General features: G+C 69.7%; 19 protein-coding genes and 1 riboswitch. Of the genes, 9 read left to right on the top strand and 10 right to left on the bottom strand.

From position 1 onward, the window contains the following. From Q2100_RS23280 to Q2100_RS23265, 4 genes are all read right to left on the bottom strand, one after another. Positions 1–484, bottom strand: a 484-nt coding sequence (locus Q2100_RS23280) for a transglycosylase family protein (RefSeq protein WP_302915957.1), incomplete at its 3' end; no start/stop codon positions are given. 9 nt (positions 485–493) lie between these two features. Beyond that, positions 494–661, bottom strand: a riboswitch (cyclic di-AMP (ydaO/yuaA leader). Between the two features lie 245 nt (positions 662–906). Then, positions 907–1,173, bottom strand: a complete 267-nt coding sequence (locus tag Q2100_RS23275) for a MoaD/ThiS family protein (protein WP_302915956.1) — start codon at positions 1,171–1,173, stop codon at positions 907–909. Between the two features lie 3 nt (positions 1,174–1,176). After that, positions 1,177–2,232 (bottom strand): GTP 3',8-cyclase MoaA, encoded by a 1,056-nt coding sequence (gene moaA / locus Q2100_RS23270; RefSeq protein WP_302915959.1) that lies wholly within the window; start codon positions 2,230–2,232, stop codon positions 1,177–1,179. After that, the gene (locus Q2100_RS23265; protein ID WP_302915955.1) at positions 2,229–2,645 is read right to left on the bottom strand and encodes a YccF domain-containing protein; all 417 of its coding nucleotides are present in this window, start codon (positions 2,643–2,645) and stop codon (positions 2,229–2,231) included. Before Q2100_RS23265 ends, moaA begins: the two co-directional genes overlap by 4 nt. Positions 2,646–2,807: 162 nt before the next feature. On the opposite strand from Q2100_RS23265, the gene Q2100_RS23260 reads away from it, so the two are divergent. Next, a complete protein-coding gene (locus tag Q2100_RS23260; RefSeq protein ID WP_264015040.1) occupies positions 2,808–3,227 on the top strand; it encodes a cold-shock protein in 420 nt (139 codons plus the stop codon). Positions 3,228–3,322: 95 nt separating this feature from the next. After that, positions 3,323–4,327 carry a glutathione S-transferase family protein gene (locus Q2100_RS23255; RefSeq protein WP_302915954.1) on the top strand — a complete coding sequence of 335 codons (1,005 nt, stop codon included), beginning with the start codon at positions 3,323–3,325 and terminating at the stop codon, positions 4,325–4,327. Here Q2100_RS23255 and Q2100_RS23250 read toward each other — a convergent pair. Continuing rightward, positions 4,324–4,812 carry a DUF2771 domain-containing protein gene (locus Q2100_RS23250; RefSeq protein WP_302915953.1) on the bottom strand — a complete coding sequence of 163 codons (489 nt, stop codon included), beginning with the start codon at positions 4,810–4,812 and terminating at the stop codon, positions 4,324–4,326. The two genes, Q2100_RS23255 and Q2100_RS23250, sit on opposite strands and share 4 nt — an antisense overlap. Continuing rightward, entirely contained in the window at positions 4,809–6,488 is a 1,680-nt protein-coding gene (locus Q2100_RS23245; RefSeq protein ID WP_302915958.1) for an MFS transporter, read from the bottom strand. The genes Q2100_RS23250 and Q2100_RS23245 overlap by 4 nt, the downstream gene beginning before the upstream one ends. A 69-nt stretch (positions 6,489–6,557) precedes the next feature. Between Q2100_RS23245 and Q2100_RS23240 the strand changes: the two genes are divergently transcribed. Further along, positions 6,558–7,346, top strand: coding sequence for a DUF3027 domain-containing protein (locus Q2100_RS23240; protein ID WP_407667678.1), 789 nt, complete (start codon positions 6,558–6,560; stop codon positions 7,344–7,346). Here the strand turns inward: Q2100_RS23240 and Q2100_RS23235 are convergent. Both Q2100_RS23235 and Q2100_RS23230 read right to left on the bottom strand, forming a co-directional pair. Then, positions 7,343–7,795: an SRPBCC family protein gene (locus Q2100_RS23235; protein ID WP_302915952.1), complete on the bottom strand. Its 453-nt coding sequence runs from the start codon at positions 7,793–7,795 to the stop codon at positions 7,343–7,345. The two genes, Q2100_RS23240 and Q2100_RS23235, sit on opposite strands and share 4 nt — an antisense overlap. A 25-nt stretch (positions 7,796–7,820) precedes the next feature. After that, positions 7,821–8,087, bottom strand: a complete 267-nt coding sequence (locus Q2100_RS23230; protein ID WP_264015044.1) for a DUF2530 domain-containing protein — start codon at positions 8,085–8,087, stop codon at positions 7,821–7,823. Between the two features lie 90 nt (positions 8,088–8,177). On the opposite strand from Q2100_RS23230, the gene Q2100_RS23225 reads away from it, so the two are divergent. The 3 genes from Q2100_RS23225 to Q2100_RS23215 all read left to right on the top strand — a co-directional run bounded on the left by Q2100_RS23225 (position 8,178) and on the right by Q2100_RS23215 (position 9,833). After that, positions 8,178–8,609: an Rv0880 family HTH-type transcriptional regulator gene (locus tag Q2100_RS23225; RefSeq protein WP_264015045.1), complete on the top strand. Its 432-nt coding sequence runs from the start codon at positions 8,178–8,180 to the stop codon at positions 8,607–8,609. A gap of 27 nt (positions 8,610–8,636) precedes the next feature. Further along, entirely contained in the window at positions 8,637–9,452 is an 816-nt protein-coding gene (locus Q2100_RS23220) for a TrmH family RNA methyltransferase (RefSeq protein ID WP_302915951.1), read from the top strand. Between the two features lie 108 nt (positions 9,453–9,560). Then, positions 9,561–9,833, top strand: a complete 273-nt coding sequence (locus Q2100_RS23215; protein ID WP_264015047.1) for a DUF2537 domain-containing protein — start codon at positions 9,561–9,563, stop codon at positions 9,831–9,833. A gap of 2 nt (positions 9,834–9,835) precedes the next feature. Here the strand turns inward: Q2100_RS23215 and sepH are convergent, their stop codons facing one another. Both sepH and serC read right to left on the bottom strand, forming a co-directional pair. After that, on the bottom strand, positions 9,836–10,630 hold the full coding sequence (gene sepH / locus Q2100_RS23210; protein ID WP_302915950.1) for a septation protein SepH: 795 nt from the start codon (positions 10,628–10,630) through the stop codon (positions 9,836–9,838). 84 nt (positions 10,631–10,714) lie between these two features. Continuing rightward, on the bottom strand, positions 10,715–11,827 hold the full coding sequence (gene serC / locus Q2100_RS23205; RefSeq protein WP_264015049.1) for a phosphoserine transaminase: 1,113 nt from the start codon (positions 11,825–11,827) through the stop codon (positions 10,715–10,717). A 186-nt stretch (positions 11,828–12,013) separates the two neighbouring features. Between serC and Q2100_RS23200 the strand changes: the two genes are divergently transcribed. The 3 genes from Q2100_RS23200 to Q2100_RS23190 form a co-directional block, all read left to right on the top strand. After that, positions 12,014–12,475, top strand: a complete 462-nt coding sequence (locus tag Q2100_RS23200) for a CAP domain-containing protein (RefSeq protein ID WP_264015050.1) — start codon at positions 12,014–12,016, stop codon at positions 12,473–12,475. A gap of 197 nt (positions 12,476–12,672) precedes the next feature. Further along, a complete protein-coding gene (locus Q2100_RS23195; RefSeq protein WP_264015051.1) occupies positions 12,673–13,689 on the top strand; it encodes an AurF N-oxygenase family protein in 1,017 nt (338 codons plus the stop codon). Between the two features lie 18 nt (positions 13,690–13,707). Beyond that, positions 13,708–15,238: FAD-dependent oxidoreductase (locus tag Q2100_RS23190; protein ID WP_302915949.1), on the top strand; the 1,531-nt coding region annotated here is incomplete at its 3' end.

Genomic DNA, 15,238 nt, shown 5'->3' with positions numbered 1-15,238 from the left:
CCAGAGGCGCAGGAGCGGGCGGCGGCGGAGGCGGCGGGGCGAACGGGTTGATCGGCGGCGGAGGCAGCTGGCCGTTCAGGCCGACCGCGTCGAGCGCGTCGTCGATCACGTTGCGGGGAGTGGAGCCGGACAGTGCCTTGCCGCACGTCGGCCATGCGCCCTTGCCCTGGCTGGCCAGGACGCGCTCGGCGACGGCGATCTGCTCTTCCTTGGTGGCCTGGAACGCCGACGGGGCGTATTCACCGCCACCGTGGCCCGACCAGGTGCTCGGGGAGAACTGCAGTCCGCCGTGGTAGCCGTTGCCGGTGTTGATGGCCCAGTTGCCGCCGGACTCGCAGGATGCGACCTGGTCCCATTCGCCGTCGGTGGCGGCGTTGGCCTGGCCCGCGAGGGTGAGGCCACCGGTTCCGATCACTGCGCCGGTGAAGGCGATCTTGGCGACGCTGACAGCTGGTTTGGTGGGCTTGCGATGCCGTCCACTCATAAGTGCGATAGGTCCTCTCGTGAGCGCCCGCGAGGTCAGCTGTCGGGTTCGGGTCTGAGAGGTCACCCGGCCGGCGGAAAATCCGCCGGCTTCACCCCAAGGAACCGCAAGCGGTTCCAGGTCCTTCGGTGGACCGGTGGGTCCCCCGCCTCCATCCAGGTGGGTCGTGGTCCCTCTTTCGACGGATGGAGCTCGGCGCTGTCGAACGAGGCGAGCCGATTGATGAGGGTCGATCGGCCTGGAAGAAAGGTAACGGCTCTCCGCGATCCCGTCACCTTCTGCCGACCTCGGCGTTTCTCTCCTTGGCAAATATTAAATGGGCTCTAAACCGCCAGGTTGGCGCGACGTTTTCCGCCGTTCATCCGGCGCTCAGCGCGTCTGTGACAGTTTGTGACCATTTCGTGATGTGACGTAAATCACGGTTATCCGCCGGCGAACGGTGGAAGAACATCCACCGTCTGGGCGTTTTGCAGTCCGATCGTCTGGTCGCGTACGGCGATGCCGTCCACCAGGTATGAGCAGCGGGCGAGCACCCGCGCCAGTTCCGCGTCGCGGGCGCTGAGGATGCCGGTGAGTGCTGCGATTGTGGTGTCCGCCGCCAATTCGAGCGGTTCCTCCTCGACGCCCGCCGCCGCCCGGGCCGCAGCGAAGTATCGGACGGTCACCCGCACCGTCGTCGTGGCCGACACGCGTCAGCCGCCGATCGCGCTCATCGGGCGGTCGGGCTGCACGAAGTCCGGGTCGTTGATGCCGTGCCCGGCGGCCTTCGCCCACATCGCGGTGCGCCACGCCTGCTCGAGCGCGTCGTCATCGGCGCCGCTGCGCAGCAGGCGCCGCAGATCGGTCTCGGTGGTCGCGAACAGACAGTTGCGCACCTGCCCGTCGGCGGTGAGCCGGGTGCGGTCACAGGCGGCGCAGAACGCCTTCGACACCGAGGCGATGATCCCGACGGTGGCGTCCTGGCGCCCGTCCACCCGCCACAGCTGCGCCGGGGCCGAACCTCGCGGCTTCGGATCGGGCGTCAGGGTGAACTCGCGGCGCAACGCCGTCAGCACGTCGTCGGCCTCCAGCGCCTCGCCGCGGCGCCACCGGTGTTCGGCGTCCAGCGGCATCTGCTCGATGATGCGCAGCTGGTAGCCGTTCTCGAGACAGAAGCGCAGAAGGGCGACGGCGTCGTCACGCCCGGCGACGGGATCGAGGACGGCGTTGACCTTCACCGGCGTCAGTCCGGCGGCCTTGGCGGCGGCCAAGCCGGTCAGCACGTCGTCCAGCCGGTCCCGGCGGGTGATGGCGGCGAAGCGGGCGCGGTCGACGGTGTCCAGGGACACGTTCACCCGGTCCAGGCCGGCCCGCTTGAGCTGCTCGGCACGCCGGCCGAGACCGAGCCCGTTCGTGGTCACGGCGATCTCCGGGCGCGGCCGTAGCGCCGCCGTCGCGGCGACCACCTCGTCGAGATGGCGCACCACCAGCGGCTCGCCCCCGGTGAAGCGGACGCTGGTGACGCCCAGCTTCGTGACGGCGATGCGCAGCAGCCGGGCCAGCTCCTCGGAGCTGAGCAGCTCGTCGCCGGGCAGCCAGTCCAGCCCCTCCGCGGGCATGCAGTAGGTGCAGCGCAGATTGCACCGGTCGGTCAGCGACACCCGCAGGTCGGTCGCGACCCGGCCGAAGGTGTCCACCAGGGGGCCGGCGGTGGGCATCCCGGCAAGGGGACGCTGCACCGTCGGGAATCCGAGGCCGATCACCGTCATGCGGCGGCTCGCGTGGGTCTGCTCCACGGGTCGTTCTGCGCGTCGACGGGCACGATCTCCTTGCCCAGGGGGAACAGCGACACCGGGATCAACTTCAGGTTGGCCAGGGCCAGCGGGATGCCGATGATCGTCACCGCCATCGCCACGGCGCTGACGATGTGGCCGATCGCCAGCCACACGCCGGCCACGATGAGCCAGATGATGTTGCCCACGAGTGCTCCGGGCCGCGGGCCGGGCTTGTCGACGACTGTCTGACCGAACGGCCACAGTGCGTAGACCCCGATGCGGAACGCCGCGAAGCCGAACGGGATGGTGATGATCAGGACGAAGCAGATGATGCCGGCGAGGAAGTACCCCAGGGCCAGCCAGAGGCCGCCGAAGATCAACCAGATGATGTTCAGGATCAATCGCATGTCAGCTGCTTCTTCTCCTTCAGCGGTGATTCCAGCCTACCGACAAACAGGATGAACCTGCGGGTGTGGGCCGAGTAGGATCACCGCAACGCGTCCCGACGCAAGCGGGACGCTTTCTTGTGTATCAGTGAGATGTTCTTTCGAGACGAGCGGGTGAGGGCAGTGCCGACCGGCAAGGTTAAGTGGTACGACACCGAGAAGGGCTTCGGCTTCCTGTCCCAGGAGGAAGGCGAGGACGTCTACGTCCGCTCGTCGGCGCTGCCCGCGGGAGTCGAAGGGCTCAAGGCGGGCCAGCGGGTGGAGTTCGGCATCGCGGCGGGCAGGCGCGGTCCGCAGGCGTTGAGCGTCAAGGTGCTCGACCCGCCGCCGAGTCTGAGCCGGACCCGTCGCGAGGCGGAGCGCGCCGAACGCCCGGAGCACAAGCACACCCCCGACGAGTTGCACGGCATGGTCGAGGACATGATCACGCTGCTCGAAGGCGCGGTGCAGCCCGAACTGCGCAAGGGTCGCTACCCCGACCGCAAGGTCGCCCGCCGGGTCTCCGAGGTGGTGCGCGCCGTCGCGGGTGAGCTCGACCAGTAGGCCCGAGAGCGAGCGCCGAACGTGCGCTCACTGCGAAGATTCTCCCGATTGATCGCAGTGGCTTCACGTTCGGCGAAACCGGGCATGCTGCAGTCATGAGCTATGTCGCCAGTGGTGGCGAATTCGACCGCGACACCGACTACATCGAGACCCGCATCACCGCCGACGGCCGGGACGGCTACCCGGTCGAGCCGGGCCGCTACCGGCTGATCGTGGCGCGGGCCTGCCCGTGGGCGAACCGGGCGATCATCGTGCGACGGCTGCTCGGCCTCGAGGACGCGCTGTCCATCGGCTTCTGCGGGCCGACGCACGACGAGCGCAGCTGGACGTTCGACCTCGACCCCGGCGGCGTCGACCCGGTGCTGAAGATCCCCCGGCTGCGCGACGCGTACCTCGAGCGGTTCCCCGACTATCCCAAGGGCATCACGGTGCCCGCGGTGGTCGACGTGCCCACCGGCGAGGTGGTCACCAACGACTTCCCGCAGATCACCCTCGACCTGTCCACCGAATGGACGGCCCACCACCGCGACGGCGCACCGCAGCTCTACCCCGAGCCGCTGCGCGCCGAGATCGACGAGGTGGCCCAGCGCATCTACACCGAGATCAACAACGGCGTGTACCGGTGCGGCTTCGCCGGCTCACAGAACTCCTACGACCGGGCCTACGACCGCCTGTTCGCCGCGCTGGACTGGGTCTCCGACCGGCTCGAGAACCAGCGATACCTGGTGGGCGACACCATCACCGAGGCCGACGTGCGGCTGTTCACCACGCTGGCCCGGTTCGACCCCGTCTACCACGGCCACTTCAAGACCAACCGGAGCAAGCTCACCGAGATGCCGGTGCTGTGGGCCTACGCCCGCGACCTGTTCCAGACCCCCGGATTCGGCGACACGGTCGACTTCGTGCAGATCAAGCAGCACTACTACATCGTCCACACCGACATCAATCCGACCAAGGTGGTGCCCAAGGGGCCCGAGCTCGACGATTGGCTCACCCCGCACGGCCGGGAAGCGTTGGGCGGCAGACCGTTCGGCGACGGCACCCCACCGGGGCCGACGCGCGAGGGCGAGCGGGTGCCGTCGGAGCACACCCCGCTCTAGGACCACTGCGTGCGGATCGACCATTCCGCGTGCGGCACGTCGAACACTTCGCCCGTCTCGTCCTGCACGAGGGTGAGCAGTTGCACCGCGATCCCGGTCAGCCGGCCGCGCTGTGGATCGACGGTGGGGATCGTGACCGCCAGCCGGCTGTCGCGCGGGAACACCGAGACCGTGGTGTCGACCGGGTTCTCGTAGACCTGCAGCAGCCGCCACGGCGCCTCGGCGATCGCGGCGGGCACCGACAGCTGCACCGGGTCGCGGTCGTTCACCCGCAACTCGCCCTGGGTCCCCCCTGGCTCGCAGTCGTTGAGGTCGAGCACCCGGCAGTACTGGAACGGCCCGACCCGGGTCAGCTCGCCGCGCGAATACGCGCTCACCTCAGGCAATTCCGGGCCGTGGTCGCGGGTTGCCCGCCACACCAGGGCGGCGGTGACCGCCGTCGTCAGCACGACGACGGCCGCCAGCACGGCTGCGGCGCGCTTCACTCCGGCACCATGTCCGGCCGCCGGCCCTCCTGGGCCGCCAGCACCGGGCGGTTGCCGCCGAAGCCCGGGATCAGCGACTCGCCGCGATAGCTCACGATCGTCTGCGCCAGGCCGAGGATCAGCACGGCGCTGATGGTGGTGAAGCCGATCCACAGTTCGGTGTAGATCAGCACCCCCGTCGCGCCGCCTGCGACCCAGGCCAACTGCAGCAGCGACTCCGAGCGGCCGAACGCCGACGCCCGCGACTCCTCGGGCAGATCGTCCTGCAGCGAGGCATCCAGCGACGCCTTCGCGATGGCGCTGGCGCCCGATGTCACGAGCGTGGCCGCGGCGACCACCAGCAGATTGCCGGTCACGGCGGCGGCCAGCGCCATCGCCGTCACCGCGATCGCGGAGCGCACCACCAACTGCGCCGGGCGGCCGAGCTTGAGCCGGGCGCTGGTCATGTTCCCGGCGAAGTTGCCGATCGCCGCGGCCGCCCCGATCAGCCCGAGGATGCGCAGCTGCTCCCAGCCGCTGGCCTGGTGCGACTTCGCGACGAACGCGGGATAGAGGAACAGGAACCCGACCATCACCTTGATCGTGCAGTTGCCCCACAACGACGTGATGGTGTTGCGGCCCAGCGGTTGCCGGGCGCGGGTCTTCCCGCCCACCGGCCTGCGGCGCAGGTCGCCGTCGCCGCCGTGATAGCTCAGCGTGGCGGGCACCTCGCCCTCGGTGACCTCCACCCACTTCGGGATCCGCATGGCCAGCACGGCGCCCGCGACGGTCGCGGCGACCAGCACGTACAGCGCGCCGGGCAGATTGAACACTCCGAGCAGGTACTGCGCGCCCACGGCGACGGCGCCGCCGGCCATCGTCCCGCCGAGCAGGCCGAACATCGTGAGCCGGGCGTTCACCCGGACCAGGTCGATGCTCGGCGGCAGCACCCGTGGTGTCACCGCACTGCGCAGCACACTGAATGACTTGGACAGCACCATCATTCCCAGCGCACAGGGGTAGAGCACCCAGGACGGGTAGCTGCCCGTCGCGCCGTCGAAGTTGGCGATCAGCACGACCACCAGCGCCGTGCGGATGAGGAACGAGCCGGCCAGTGCGACCCGCCGGCCGTGCTGCAGGCGGTCCAGCGCCGGACCGATGAGCGGCGCGATGACGGCGAACGGGGCGATGGTGATCAGCAGGTACAGCGCGACCTTGCTCTTGCTCTCGCCCGAGGCGGCCGCGAAGAACAGCGTGTCCGCCAGCGCCACGGCCATCGCGGCGTCGACGGCGAAGTTGGCGACCACCGGCCAGGTCAGGGCGGTCAGCCCGGACTTGTCGGCGCCGTCGGCGGTGGCGGCGCGGTGCACCAGACCGTACATCCGCGAACCCATCTCGCGGCTGCGCGCAGCGGCGGCGCGGGTGACGGTGACCCGCTCGCCCGCACCGGACCCGACGCCGGGGTCGCGCTCGTACCGGTAGCCGGCGGTGGATTCCTGATCGTCGAGCGGCGGCAGCCAGCGGTTCGAGCTCGGCATCGACTGCCTGCGCTGCCTGCGGTGGTCCACGCCGTCACTCGGGTAGTTGGCCATGCCGGGATGGTCGGCGCCTGCCGCCGGGCGGGGCGGGTAGTAGCGGCCGTCGTCCCGCGCCCTGTCGTCACGCCGCCCTCCGGTCACGCCACGATTGTCCCCCATGGCGCCGACTGCGCCCGTCATGGCAACCGGTGTGGCCTCGGGGCGTCGGGCTCAGGCACTATGGGGGCGATGGAAAGCATGACCGAAGGCGCGCAGCAGGGTGCACCGCTCCCGCTGGGGGAGTCCACAGCCGATCTGGAGTCGGTGTTGATGGGCGCCGCCGAGCAGGCGCGCACCGCGCTGGACGAGTTCGCCGGCGCAGATGCGGTCGGTGAGTACCTCGGCGCGTCGTTCGAAGACCCGGCGTCGGCGACGCACCGCTTCCTGGCGAATCTGCCGAGTTACCGCGGCTGGCAGTGGGCGGTGGTGGTGGCCGGCTACCCCGGCGCCGACCACGCCACCATCAGCGAGGTCGTTCTGGTGCCCGGCCCCACGGCGCTGCTGGCGCCGAGGTGGGTGCCCTGGGAAGAACGTGTCAGGCCCGGTGATCTGGGCCCCGGTGACCTGCTCGCCCCGTCCGTGGACGACCCGCGGCTGGTGCCCGGCTACGTCGCCAGCGGCGACCCGGAGGTCGACGAGGTCGCCCTGGAACTCGGGCTCGGCCGCAAGCAGGTGCTCAGCGACTGGGGCCGCGTCGACGCCGCGCAGCGCTGGCACGACGGCGATCACGGGCCGGGGTCGTCGATGGCCCGGTCCACCCGCCGGGTGTGCCGCGAGTGCGGGTTCTATCTGCCGCTCTCGGGTGCGCTCGGGGTGATGTTCGGTGTCTGCGCCAACGAACTGGCGGCCGACGGCCATGTGGTCGACGCCGAGTACGGCTGCGGCGCCCATTCGGACACCCCGCCGCCCCCCGGAACGGGTTCGCCGTTGTACGAGCCCTTCGACGACGGTGTCCTGGACGTCGCCGACCGCGATTAGGCCTCCGCCGCCGCCTTGATCCTGGCGAGTGACTGCTTCATGCCGTCGACCAGCTCCTGCTCGAAGCTCGGGACACCGCCGAACAGCGCGTTGACCGTCGCGTTCGACACCGCCTTGACTCCGTTCTCGGCGTGCCGGGTCTCGGTGAGGCGGGTGCCTCCGTCGACCGGCTCGAGCCGGTAGCGCCACACCGTCCCGTTCGCGTTGACGCGGAACGCCAACTCCTTCTCCGGGACGAGTGCGGTGATCGTGCTGGTGGTCGGCCACAGCAGCCGGCCGCGCCGATTGAGGTTGACCGCACGGGTCCCCGGCCGCAGTGGCCCGAGTCGCTTGGTCCAGCGGCACTGCGGACTCCAGCGCGGCATCCGTTCGAGATCGGAGACGAGTTCCCAGACCCGGCGGACCGGTGCGTTGATGTCGATCTCTGCCTGCAACAGCGGTGCGGCCACAGTGCCTCCTCGCTTCTCGGCAGGCTCAGTCGAGCCCGCTCTGAGCGCCGCGGGCACCGCGGCGCACGGCGTGACGTTGCCACAGGAAGATCGACGTGCCAAAAACGCCGACGCCGAGACCGGCTACGGCGATCGGCCGCCAGTCGTGCAGCGCGGCGACCGTGAACGACAGCACCGTCACGATCAGCCAACCGAATGCGATCACCAGGATGACGGGTCGCGGGTCGAGCAGCCTGGCCGGCAGTGCCGGAGGTTGCCGCGCGTCGGGTTCGGCCGAGCTCTCTGCAGGCATCGACGCCGAATCTATCCGATGAACGGTTTTTGCGGCGTACCCCGGCCGGATTAGCTGTGAGATCGCCCCATGCTGGGTACTCTTTGCCATGTGAAAGACCAGGACGCGCAGTTGGCCGGTGACTTGTCGCTTGCCGTAGTGCGTTTAGCTCGACAGTTGCGGTTCCGCCGAGCGGATTCCAAGATTTCGCTGTCGCAGTTGTCTGCGCTGTCGACGCTGGCCAAAGAGGGCGCGATGACCCCTGGAGCGTTAGCTATCCGGGAGCGTGTCCGGCCGCCGTCGATGACACGGGTGATCGCCTCTCTCGCCGAGATGGGCCTGGTCGAGCGCAGCGCCCACCCGTCCGACGGGCGCCAGGTGCTGGTCTCGGCGTCGCCCTCGGGCGCCAGCCTGGTCGAGGCGGAGCGCCGCGCCAGCCAGGAGTGGCTCAGGGTTCGCCTGGCCCGGCTGGATCCCGAGCAACGCAGGACGCTGCTGACCGCCGCCGACCTGATGACCGGGATGGTCGAGGAGAGTGCCTGAACGCCCGGGTGCGAAGCTACCCGGGATATGGCCAATGTCATCGACGTCGACGACCCGGGTGATCCCCGCCTCGACGACTTCCGCGATCTGAACAGCGTCGACCGTCGGCCCGACCTGCCCAGCGGCAAGGGGCTGGTGATCGCCGAGGGCGTGCTGGTGGTGCAGCGGATGCTCGCGTCGCGGTTGGTCCCGAGGGCGATGCTGGGCACCGACCGCAGGCTCACCGAACTCGGCGACGACCTGGACCGCACCGATGCGCCGTACTACCGGGCCCACGCGGAGGTGATGGCCGCGGTGATCGGCTTCCATCTCAACCGGGGGGTGCTGGCGTCGGCGTCGCGGCCTGGGGAACTGGCCGTCGACCAGGTGCTCGCCGGCGCGCGAACGGTGGCGGTGCTCGAGGGCGTCAACGACCACGAGAACCTGGGGTCGATCTTCCGCAACGCCGCCGGACTCGACGTCGACGCGGTGGTGTTCGGCACCGGCTGCGCCGACCCGCTCTACCGGCGGGCGGTGAGGGTGTCGATGGGTCACGCGTTGCTGGTGCCCTACGCCTGGGCGCAGTCCTGGCCCGGCGATCTGAACCTGTTGCGCGACAATGGTTTCAGACTGCTCGCCATGACGCCGGATGCGGGCGCCGCGACGCTCGCGGCCGCGATGCCCGCACTGGCCGGCGACAAGGTGGCGATCCTGGTCGGTGCGGAGGGGCCGGGGTTGACCGAGCACGCGATGCGGGCCAGCGACACCCGCGTGCGCATCCCGATGTCACGCGGCACCGACTCCCTCAACGTCGCGACCGCTGCGGCGCTGGCGTTCTACGAACGGGCAAGGGCGGCAGGCTAAATTGGGCAGGAGCGAAGCGACCCGGGGGGATGGACCGGTGGGCAGGAGCGAAGCGACCCGGGGGGAGAAACCGGTGGGCAGGAGCGAAGCGACCCGGGGGAGTGAACCGTGACCGACGATTCGACGCCGTGGGGCACGGGGTTGACGGTGGCCGCGTTCGTCGCGGCAGTGGTCGCGGCGGCGGTGCTGGTGCTCAGCCTCGGCCTGGTGCGCGTGCATCCACTGCTGGCGATCGGCCTGAACATGGTCGCCGTCGGCGGGCTGGCGCCGACGGTGTGGAGCTGGCGCACGCGCCCGGTGTGGCGGTGGTTCGTGCTGGGCGGCGGGGTCGGCGTGGCCGTGGGCTGGGTGGCGGTGCTGGCGCTGTCCCTGGGGAGCTGAGCTCAGCGCTGCCCGCTGGAGCGCACCCCGAGCAGCACGTCCTCCCACGCAGGCACGGCCGGCTTGCCCTTGCGGGCGCGGGCCGGCTTCTTCGCCTCGACGGTCGGCTCGGGCTCAGGCTCAGAAAGCGGCTCGGGCGCCGGCGCGGGTGCGGGAGCCGCAACGGGCTCGGTGAAATCGAGTTCGGCCAGCGGAACCGCGCGCAGCGGGCGGGCGAAATCCGGGTCGATCAGTTCGGAAGCCGCGTCGTCGAAGGCGCTGACGGTGCCGCCGTGCGCCCCGGGGGTGAAGCGGAAGTGGGCGACGTTGTCCGACCGGCCGGCCTTCCAGCCCAGCTGCACGGTCCAGCGGCCGTCCTCGTTGCGCCATGCGTCCCACGTCGTGCTGTCCGGGTCGAGACCGCGGGCCACGAGCGAGGTGGTGACCGTCTCGAGCAGCGTCAGCACCGAGGGGCCGTCGGCGAGGATCGGGTGCGCGGCGGTGGCGAGCTCGGCGGCGCGCGAGCGCTCCAGCAGCACCGGATGGGCGAAGCGTTCGACCCGTTCGAGCGGCGCCCCGGCGGCCGCGGCCACCTGTTCGACGGATGCACCCGCCCGGATCCTGGCCTGGATGTCCTTGGGACTCAGCACGGTGGTGACCTCGACATCGATCTGGGTTTGGCTGGAACCGACTCTGTCGCCACGGACGGCCGCACGCAGCCGGTCGTCCACGACCATGATGAATTTGTCGCCGGAGTCGGCCTCGCAGATGATGCTGCGGCCGTCTACGTCGAGCCCGACGACCTTGAGTACCCGCATACCGACCTCCTCCGGGACGAGCCCGATTAGCAGGTCACCCTACTGCGTTATCCGCCCGTTACCGGCCAGACACGCGGTGCGCCCTCAGAGGTGTTCGACCACCCAGTCGACGCACTGGGTGAGCGCGCTGACGTCGTCGGGATCGACGGCCGCGAACATCGCGACACGGAGCTGGTTGCGGCCGAGTTTGCGGTACGGCTCGGTGTCGACGACGCCGTTGGCACGCAGCACCTTGGCGACGGCGGCGGCATCCACATCGTCGTTGAAGTCGATGGTGCCGACCACCTGTGAGCGCAGCGCCGGGTCGGTGACGAACGGGGTGGCGTACTGCGACGCCTCGGCCCACGAGTAGAGCCGCGACGAGCTGTCGGCGGTGCGCTTGACCGCCCAGTCCAGGCCGCCGTTGCCGAGCATCCAGTCCAGCTGGTCGGCCAGCAGCACCAGGGTGCCGATCGCGGGGGTGTTGTACGTCTGGTTCTTGACGCTGTTCTCGACCGCGATCGGCAGTGACAGGAAGTCCGGCACCCACCGGCCCGACGCGTGGATCGACTCGATGCGCGCGAGCGCGGCGGGGCTGACGACCGCGAGCCACAGGCCACCGTCGCCGGCGAAGTTCTTCTGCGGCGCAAAGTAATAGGCGTCGGCCTGTGCGATGTCGACCGGCAGCCCGCCCGCCCCCGACGTGGCGTCGATCAGGATCAACGCGTCGCCCGCATCGGCGGGCCGCTGCACCGGCACCGCCACGCCGGTCGACGTCTCGTTGTGTGCCCACGCGATCGCGTCGACGGACGGGTCGGCCTGCGGTTCGGGAGCGCTGCCGGGGTCGGCCTTGACCACGATCGGGTCTCCGACGAAGGGGTTCTTGGCCACGGCGGAGGCGAACTTCGCGCTGAACTCGCCGTAGGTCAGGTGCAGCGAGCGCTTGTCGATCAGCCCGAACGCGGCGGCGTCCCAGAACGCGGTGGACCCGCCGTTGCCGAGGATCACCTCGTAGCCGTCGGGCAGCGAGAACAGTTGGCGTACCCCGTCGCGCACGCGCCCCACAAGGTTCTTGACCGGGGCCTGCCGGTGCGACGTGCCGAACAGATGACCGGCATCGGCCAGCGCCTGCAGTTGTTCGGGTCGCACCTTCGACGGCCCCGACCCGAATCGTCCGTCTTTCGGCTTCAGGTCGGCGGGAAGGGTGAGTTCGGCCATGCGGTCAAGACTAGTGACCAGCGCCTGCACGCTCCCTGCCGGGGAGGGGCGGCGAAAATACTAAAAAGTCAATAAAAGCGGTTTGAGCGACACGCATCTGTGTCCATACTGTGACCTGTCGGGGCGGACAGCTGGGAGCCCGTCATGGGGTGCACGTTCAGTGGGGGAAATCGCGGGTCAATTCTGATGCCCGTCTGCGCTGCGGCCCTCGCGGTCGCCGGAGCGCTGGTCGCCGTGGCACCCGCGCACGCCGACGGCGATCAGGCCGGCGCGCTGCTGGGCCAGATCAACGCCACGCGCGCGGCGAACGGCTGCGGCCCCGTCGCGCCGAATGCGCAGTTGGCCGCGGCCGCCAACCGGCACGCCACCGACATGCTCGTCAACGGGGTGCGCAGCCACACCGGTTCCGACGGGTCGTCGGTCGTGCAGCGCGCCACCGACGCCGGCTATGCGCCGTATGCGGCGGTCGGGGAGGTCGTCTTCTGGAGCGCGGGATACAGCGACGATCCGGCCCACGCGGTGAACTGGTGGATGAACAGTCCTCCCCACCGGGCGGTGATCACCGACTGCGGGATGACCGACGCCGGCTTCTCCTCGGTGAGCAGCGGTGACCGGGTGATCGCAGCCGGCGAGTTCGGCAAGAAGTAGCCGCCCGGCGCTGGTGAAGCAACGGCGTCGCGGTCGCGGCATCGGTTTTCGAAGGTCATCCAGGGTGGGTACTCACTGCCCGGAGTCGATGCGCCGCGCATTCAGCAAACCCTCAGCGCGGGGATGGACATTTACCCGGTACCTGCGGTACTGTGTACACAAGGCCGGTAAATGTAAACCTCTCAGGGAGGCTTCGAATGGCTCGGACACGCACGATCAACCGCTGGCGGCGCAACATGGACGTCAGCGACGACCCGCAGTACGTGGACATGCTGAACACGCTGTCGGAAGGCTCGGTGCGGCGGAACTTCAATCCGTACACCGACATCGAGTGGGACTCCCCGGAGTTCGCCGTCTTCGAGAACGACCCCCGCTGGGTGCTGCCGGCGACGGACCCGCTGGGCGGGCACCCGTGGTACCAGGCGCAGCCGCAGGAGCAGCAGATCAAGATCGGCATGTGGCGCCAGGCCAACGTCGCGAAGGTCGGCCTGCACTTCGAGTCGATCCTCATCCGCGGCCTGATGGAGTACTCGTTCTGGACGCCCAACGGCTCACCGGAGTACCGCTACTGCCTGCACGAGGCGGTCGAAGAGTGCAACCACACCATGATGTTCCAGGAGATGGTGAACCACATCGGCGCCGACGTGCCGGGTATGCCGCGCCTGCTCAAATGGGTGCAGCCCGCCATCCCGCTCGTCGCCGGGCCGCTGCCCATCCCGTTCTGGTTCGGCATCCTCGCCGGTGAGGAACCGATCGACCACACGCAGAAGAACGTGCTGCGCGAGGGCAAGGCCCTGCATCCGATCATGGAGCGCGTCATGGCCATTCACGTGGCGGAGGAAGCGCGGCACATCTCGTTCGCGCACGAGTACCTGCGCAAGCGGGTGCCGCACCTGTCGCGGTGGAAGCGATTCTGGTTGTCGCTCTACGTGCCCGTGGTGATGAGGGTGCTGTGCTCGGCCATCATCGTTCCGCCGAAGGCGTTCTGGAAGGAATTCGACATCCCGCGCTCGGTGCGCAAAGAGGTGTTCTTCCGCTCGCCGGAGTCCCGGCAGATGCTGCGCGACATGTTCGGCGACGTCCGGATGCTGTGCAAGGACACCGGGCTGATCAATCCGGTGGCCAAGCTGATCTGGAAGCTCTGCCGCATCGACGGCCGCCCCAGCCGTTACCGCAGCGAGCCGCAGCGCCAGCACGTGGTCGCGGCCGCCTGACGAGAGCCTGAATCCCTTATGCCGCACGTCATCACCCAGTCGTGTTGCAGCGACGGGTCCTGCGTCTACGCCTGCCCCGTCAACTGCATCCACCCCTCGCCGGACGAGCCGGGGTTCGCGACCGCCGAGATGCTCTACATCGACCCGGTCGCCTGTGTGGACTGCGGCGCGTGTGTCAGCGCCTGTCCGGTGGGCGCCATCTCTCCCGACACCCGGCTGGACGACAAGCAGTTGCCGTTCATCGAACTCAACGCCGCGTTCTATCCCGAACGCGAGGGCAAGCTGCCGCCGACGTCGAAGCTGGCGCCGGTGCTCGAGGCGCCGGAGGTGCACCGCCGGGGCAGTGGTCCGCTGAGGGTCGCGATCGTCGGGTCGGGCCCCGCGGCGATGTACGCCGCCGACGAGCTGCTCACCCAGCCCGGTGTGCAGGTCAACATGTTCGAGCGGCTGCCGACGCCGTACGGGCTGGTGCGGGCGGGCGTCGCGCCCGACCACCAGAGCACCAAGCGGGTCACCCGGCTGTTCGACTCGGTGACGCAGATTCGCGGCTTCACGTTCTATCTCAACGTCGAGGTGGGCACCCACCTCAGCCACGCCGAGCTGCTGGAGCATCACCACGCCGTCCTCTACGCGGTCGGCGCACCCGACGACCGCCGCCTCGAGATCGAGGGCATGGGAATGGCGGGCACCGCCACCGCGACCGAAGTGGTGGCCTGGTTCAACGGCCACCCCGACTTCGCCGACCTGTCCGTCGAACTCGGGCACCGCCGTGCGGTCATCATCGGCAACGGCAACGTCGCGCTGGACGTAGCGCGCATCCTCACCACCGACCCGGATCAGCTGGCCGCCACCGACATCGCCGATCACGCGCTCGCCGTGCTGCGCACATCGCGGGTCGACGAGGTGGTGATCGCCGCCCGCCGCGGACCGGCGGACTCGGCCTTCACGCTGCCCGAGTTGATCGGGCTGACCGCGACCTGTGACGTGGTGCTCGACGCCGCCGATCACGAACTGGTGCGGCGTGACCTCGGCACCGCCACCGACCCGCTGACCCGCAACAAGCTCGAGATCCTCAGCAAGCTCGGCGACGCGTCCATCCCGGCGACGCGGCCGCGCATCAGGCTGGCCTACCGGCTCACCCCGCGGCGCGTGCTCGGCGACCTGCGTGTCGACGGCGTCGAATTCACCGTCACCGGCACCGACGAGGTCCGGCTGATGAGCGCCGGCCTGGTGCTGACGTCGATCGGCTACCGCGGCAAGGCGATTCGTGACCTGCCGTTCGACGACGCCGTCGCGGTGGTGCCCAACGACGGTGGCCGCGTGGTGGACCCGGAGTCGGGCGATCCGGTGCCGGGCGCCTACGTCGCAGGCTGGATCAAGCGCGGACCGACCGGGTTCATCGGGACCAACAAGTCGTGTGCCGCGCAGACCGTGCACCACCTCGTCGACGACTACAACAGCGGGGCGCTCAGCGAGCCGTCCGCCGCGCCTTCCGCGCTGGCGAAGCTGGTGCGCAGCCGGCGGCCCGACGCGGTCGACGCCGCGGGCT

It is taken from the genome of Mycolicibacterium arseniciresistens, assembly GCF_030519285.1.
Classification (GTDB): domain Bacteria; phylum Actinomycetota; class Actinomycetes; order Mycobacteriales; family Mycobacteriaceae; genus Mycobacterium; species Mycobacterium arseniciresistens.
Note: the sequence above shows the minus strand (reverse complement) of the source record. Positions and strands in the feature narration are given on the sequence as shown.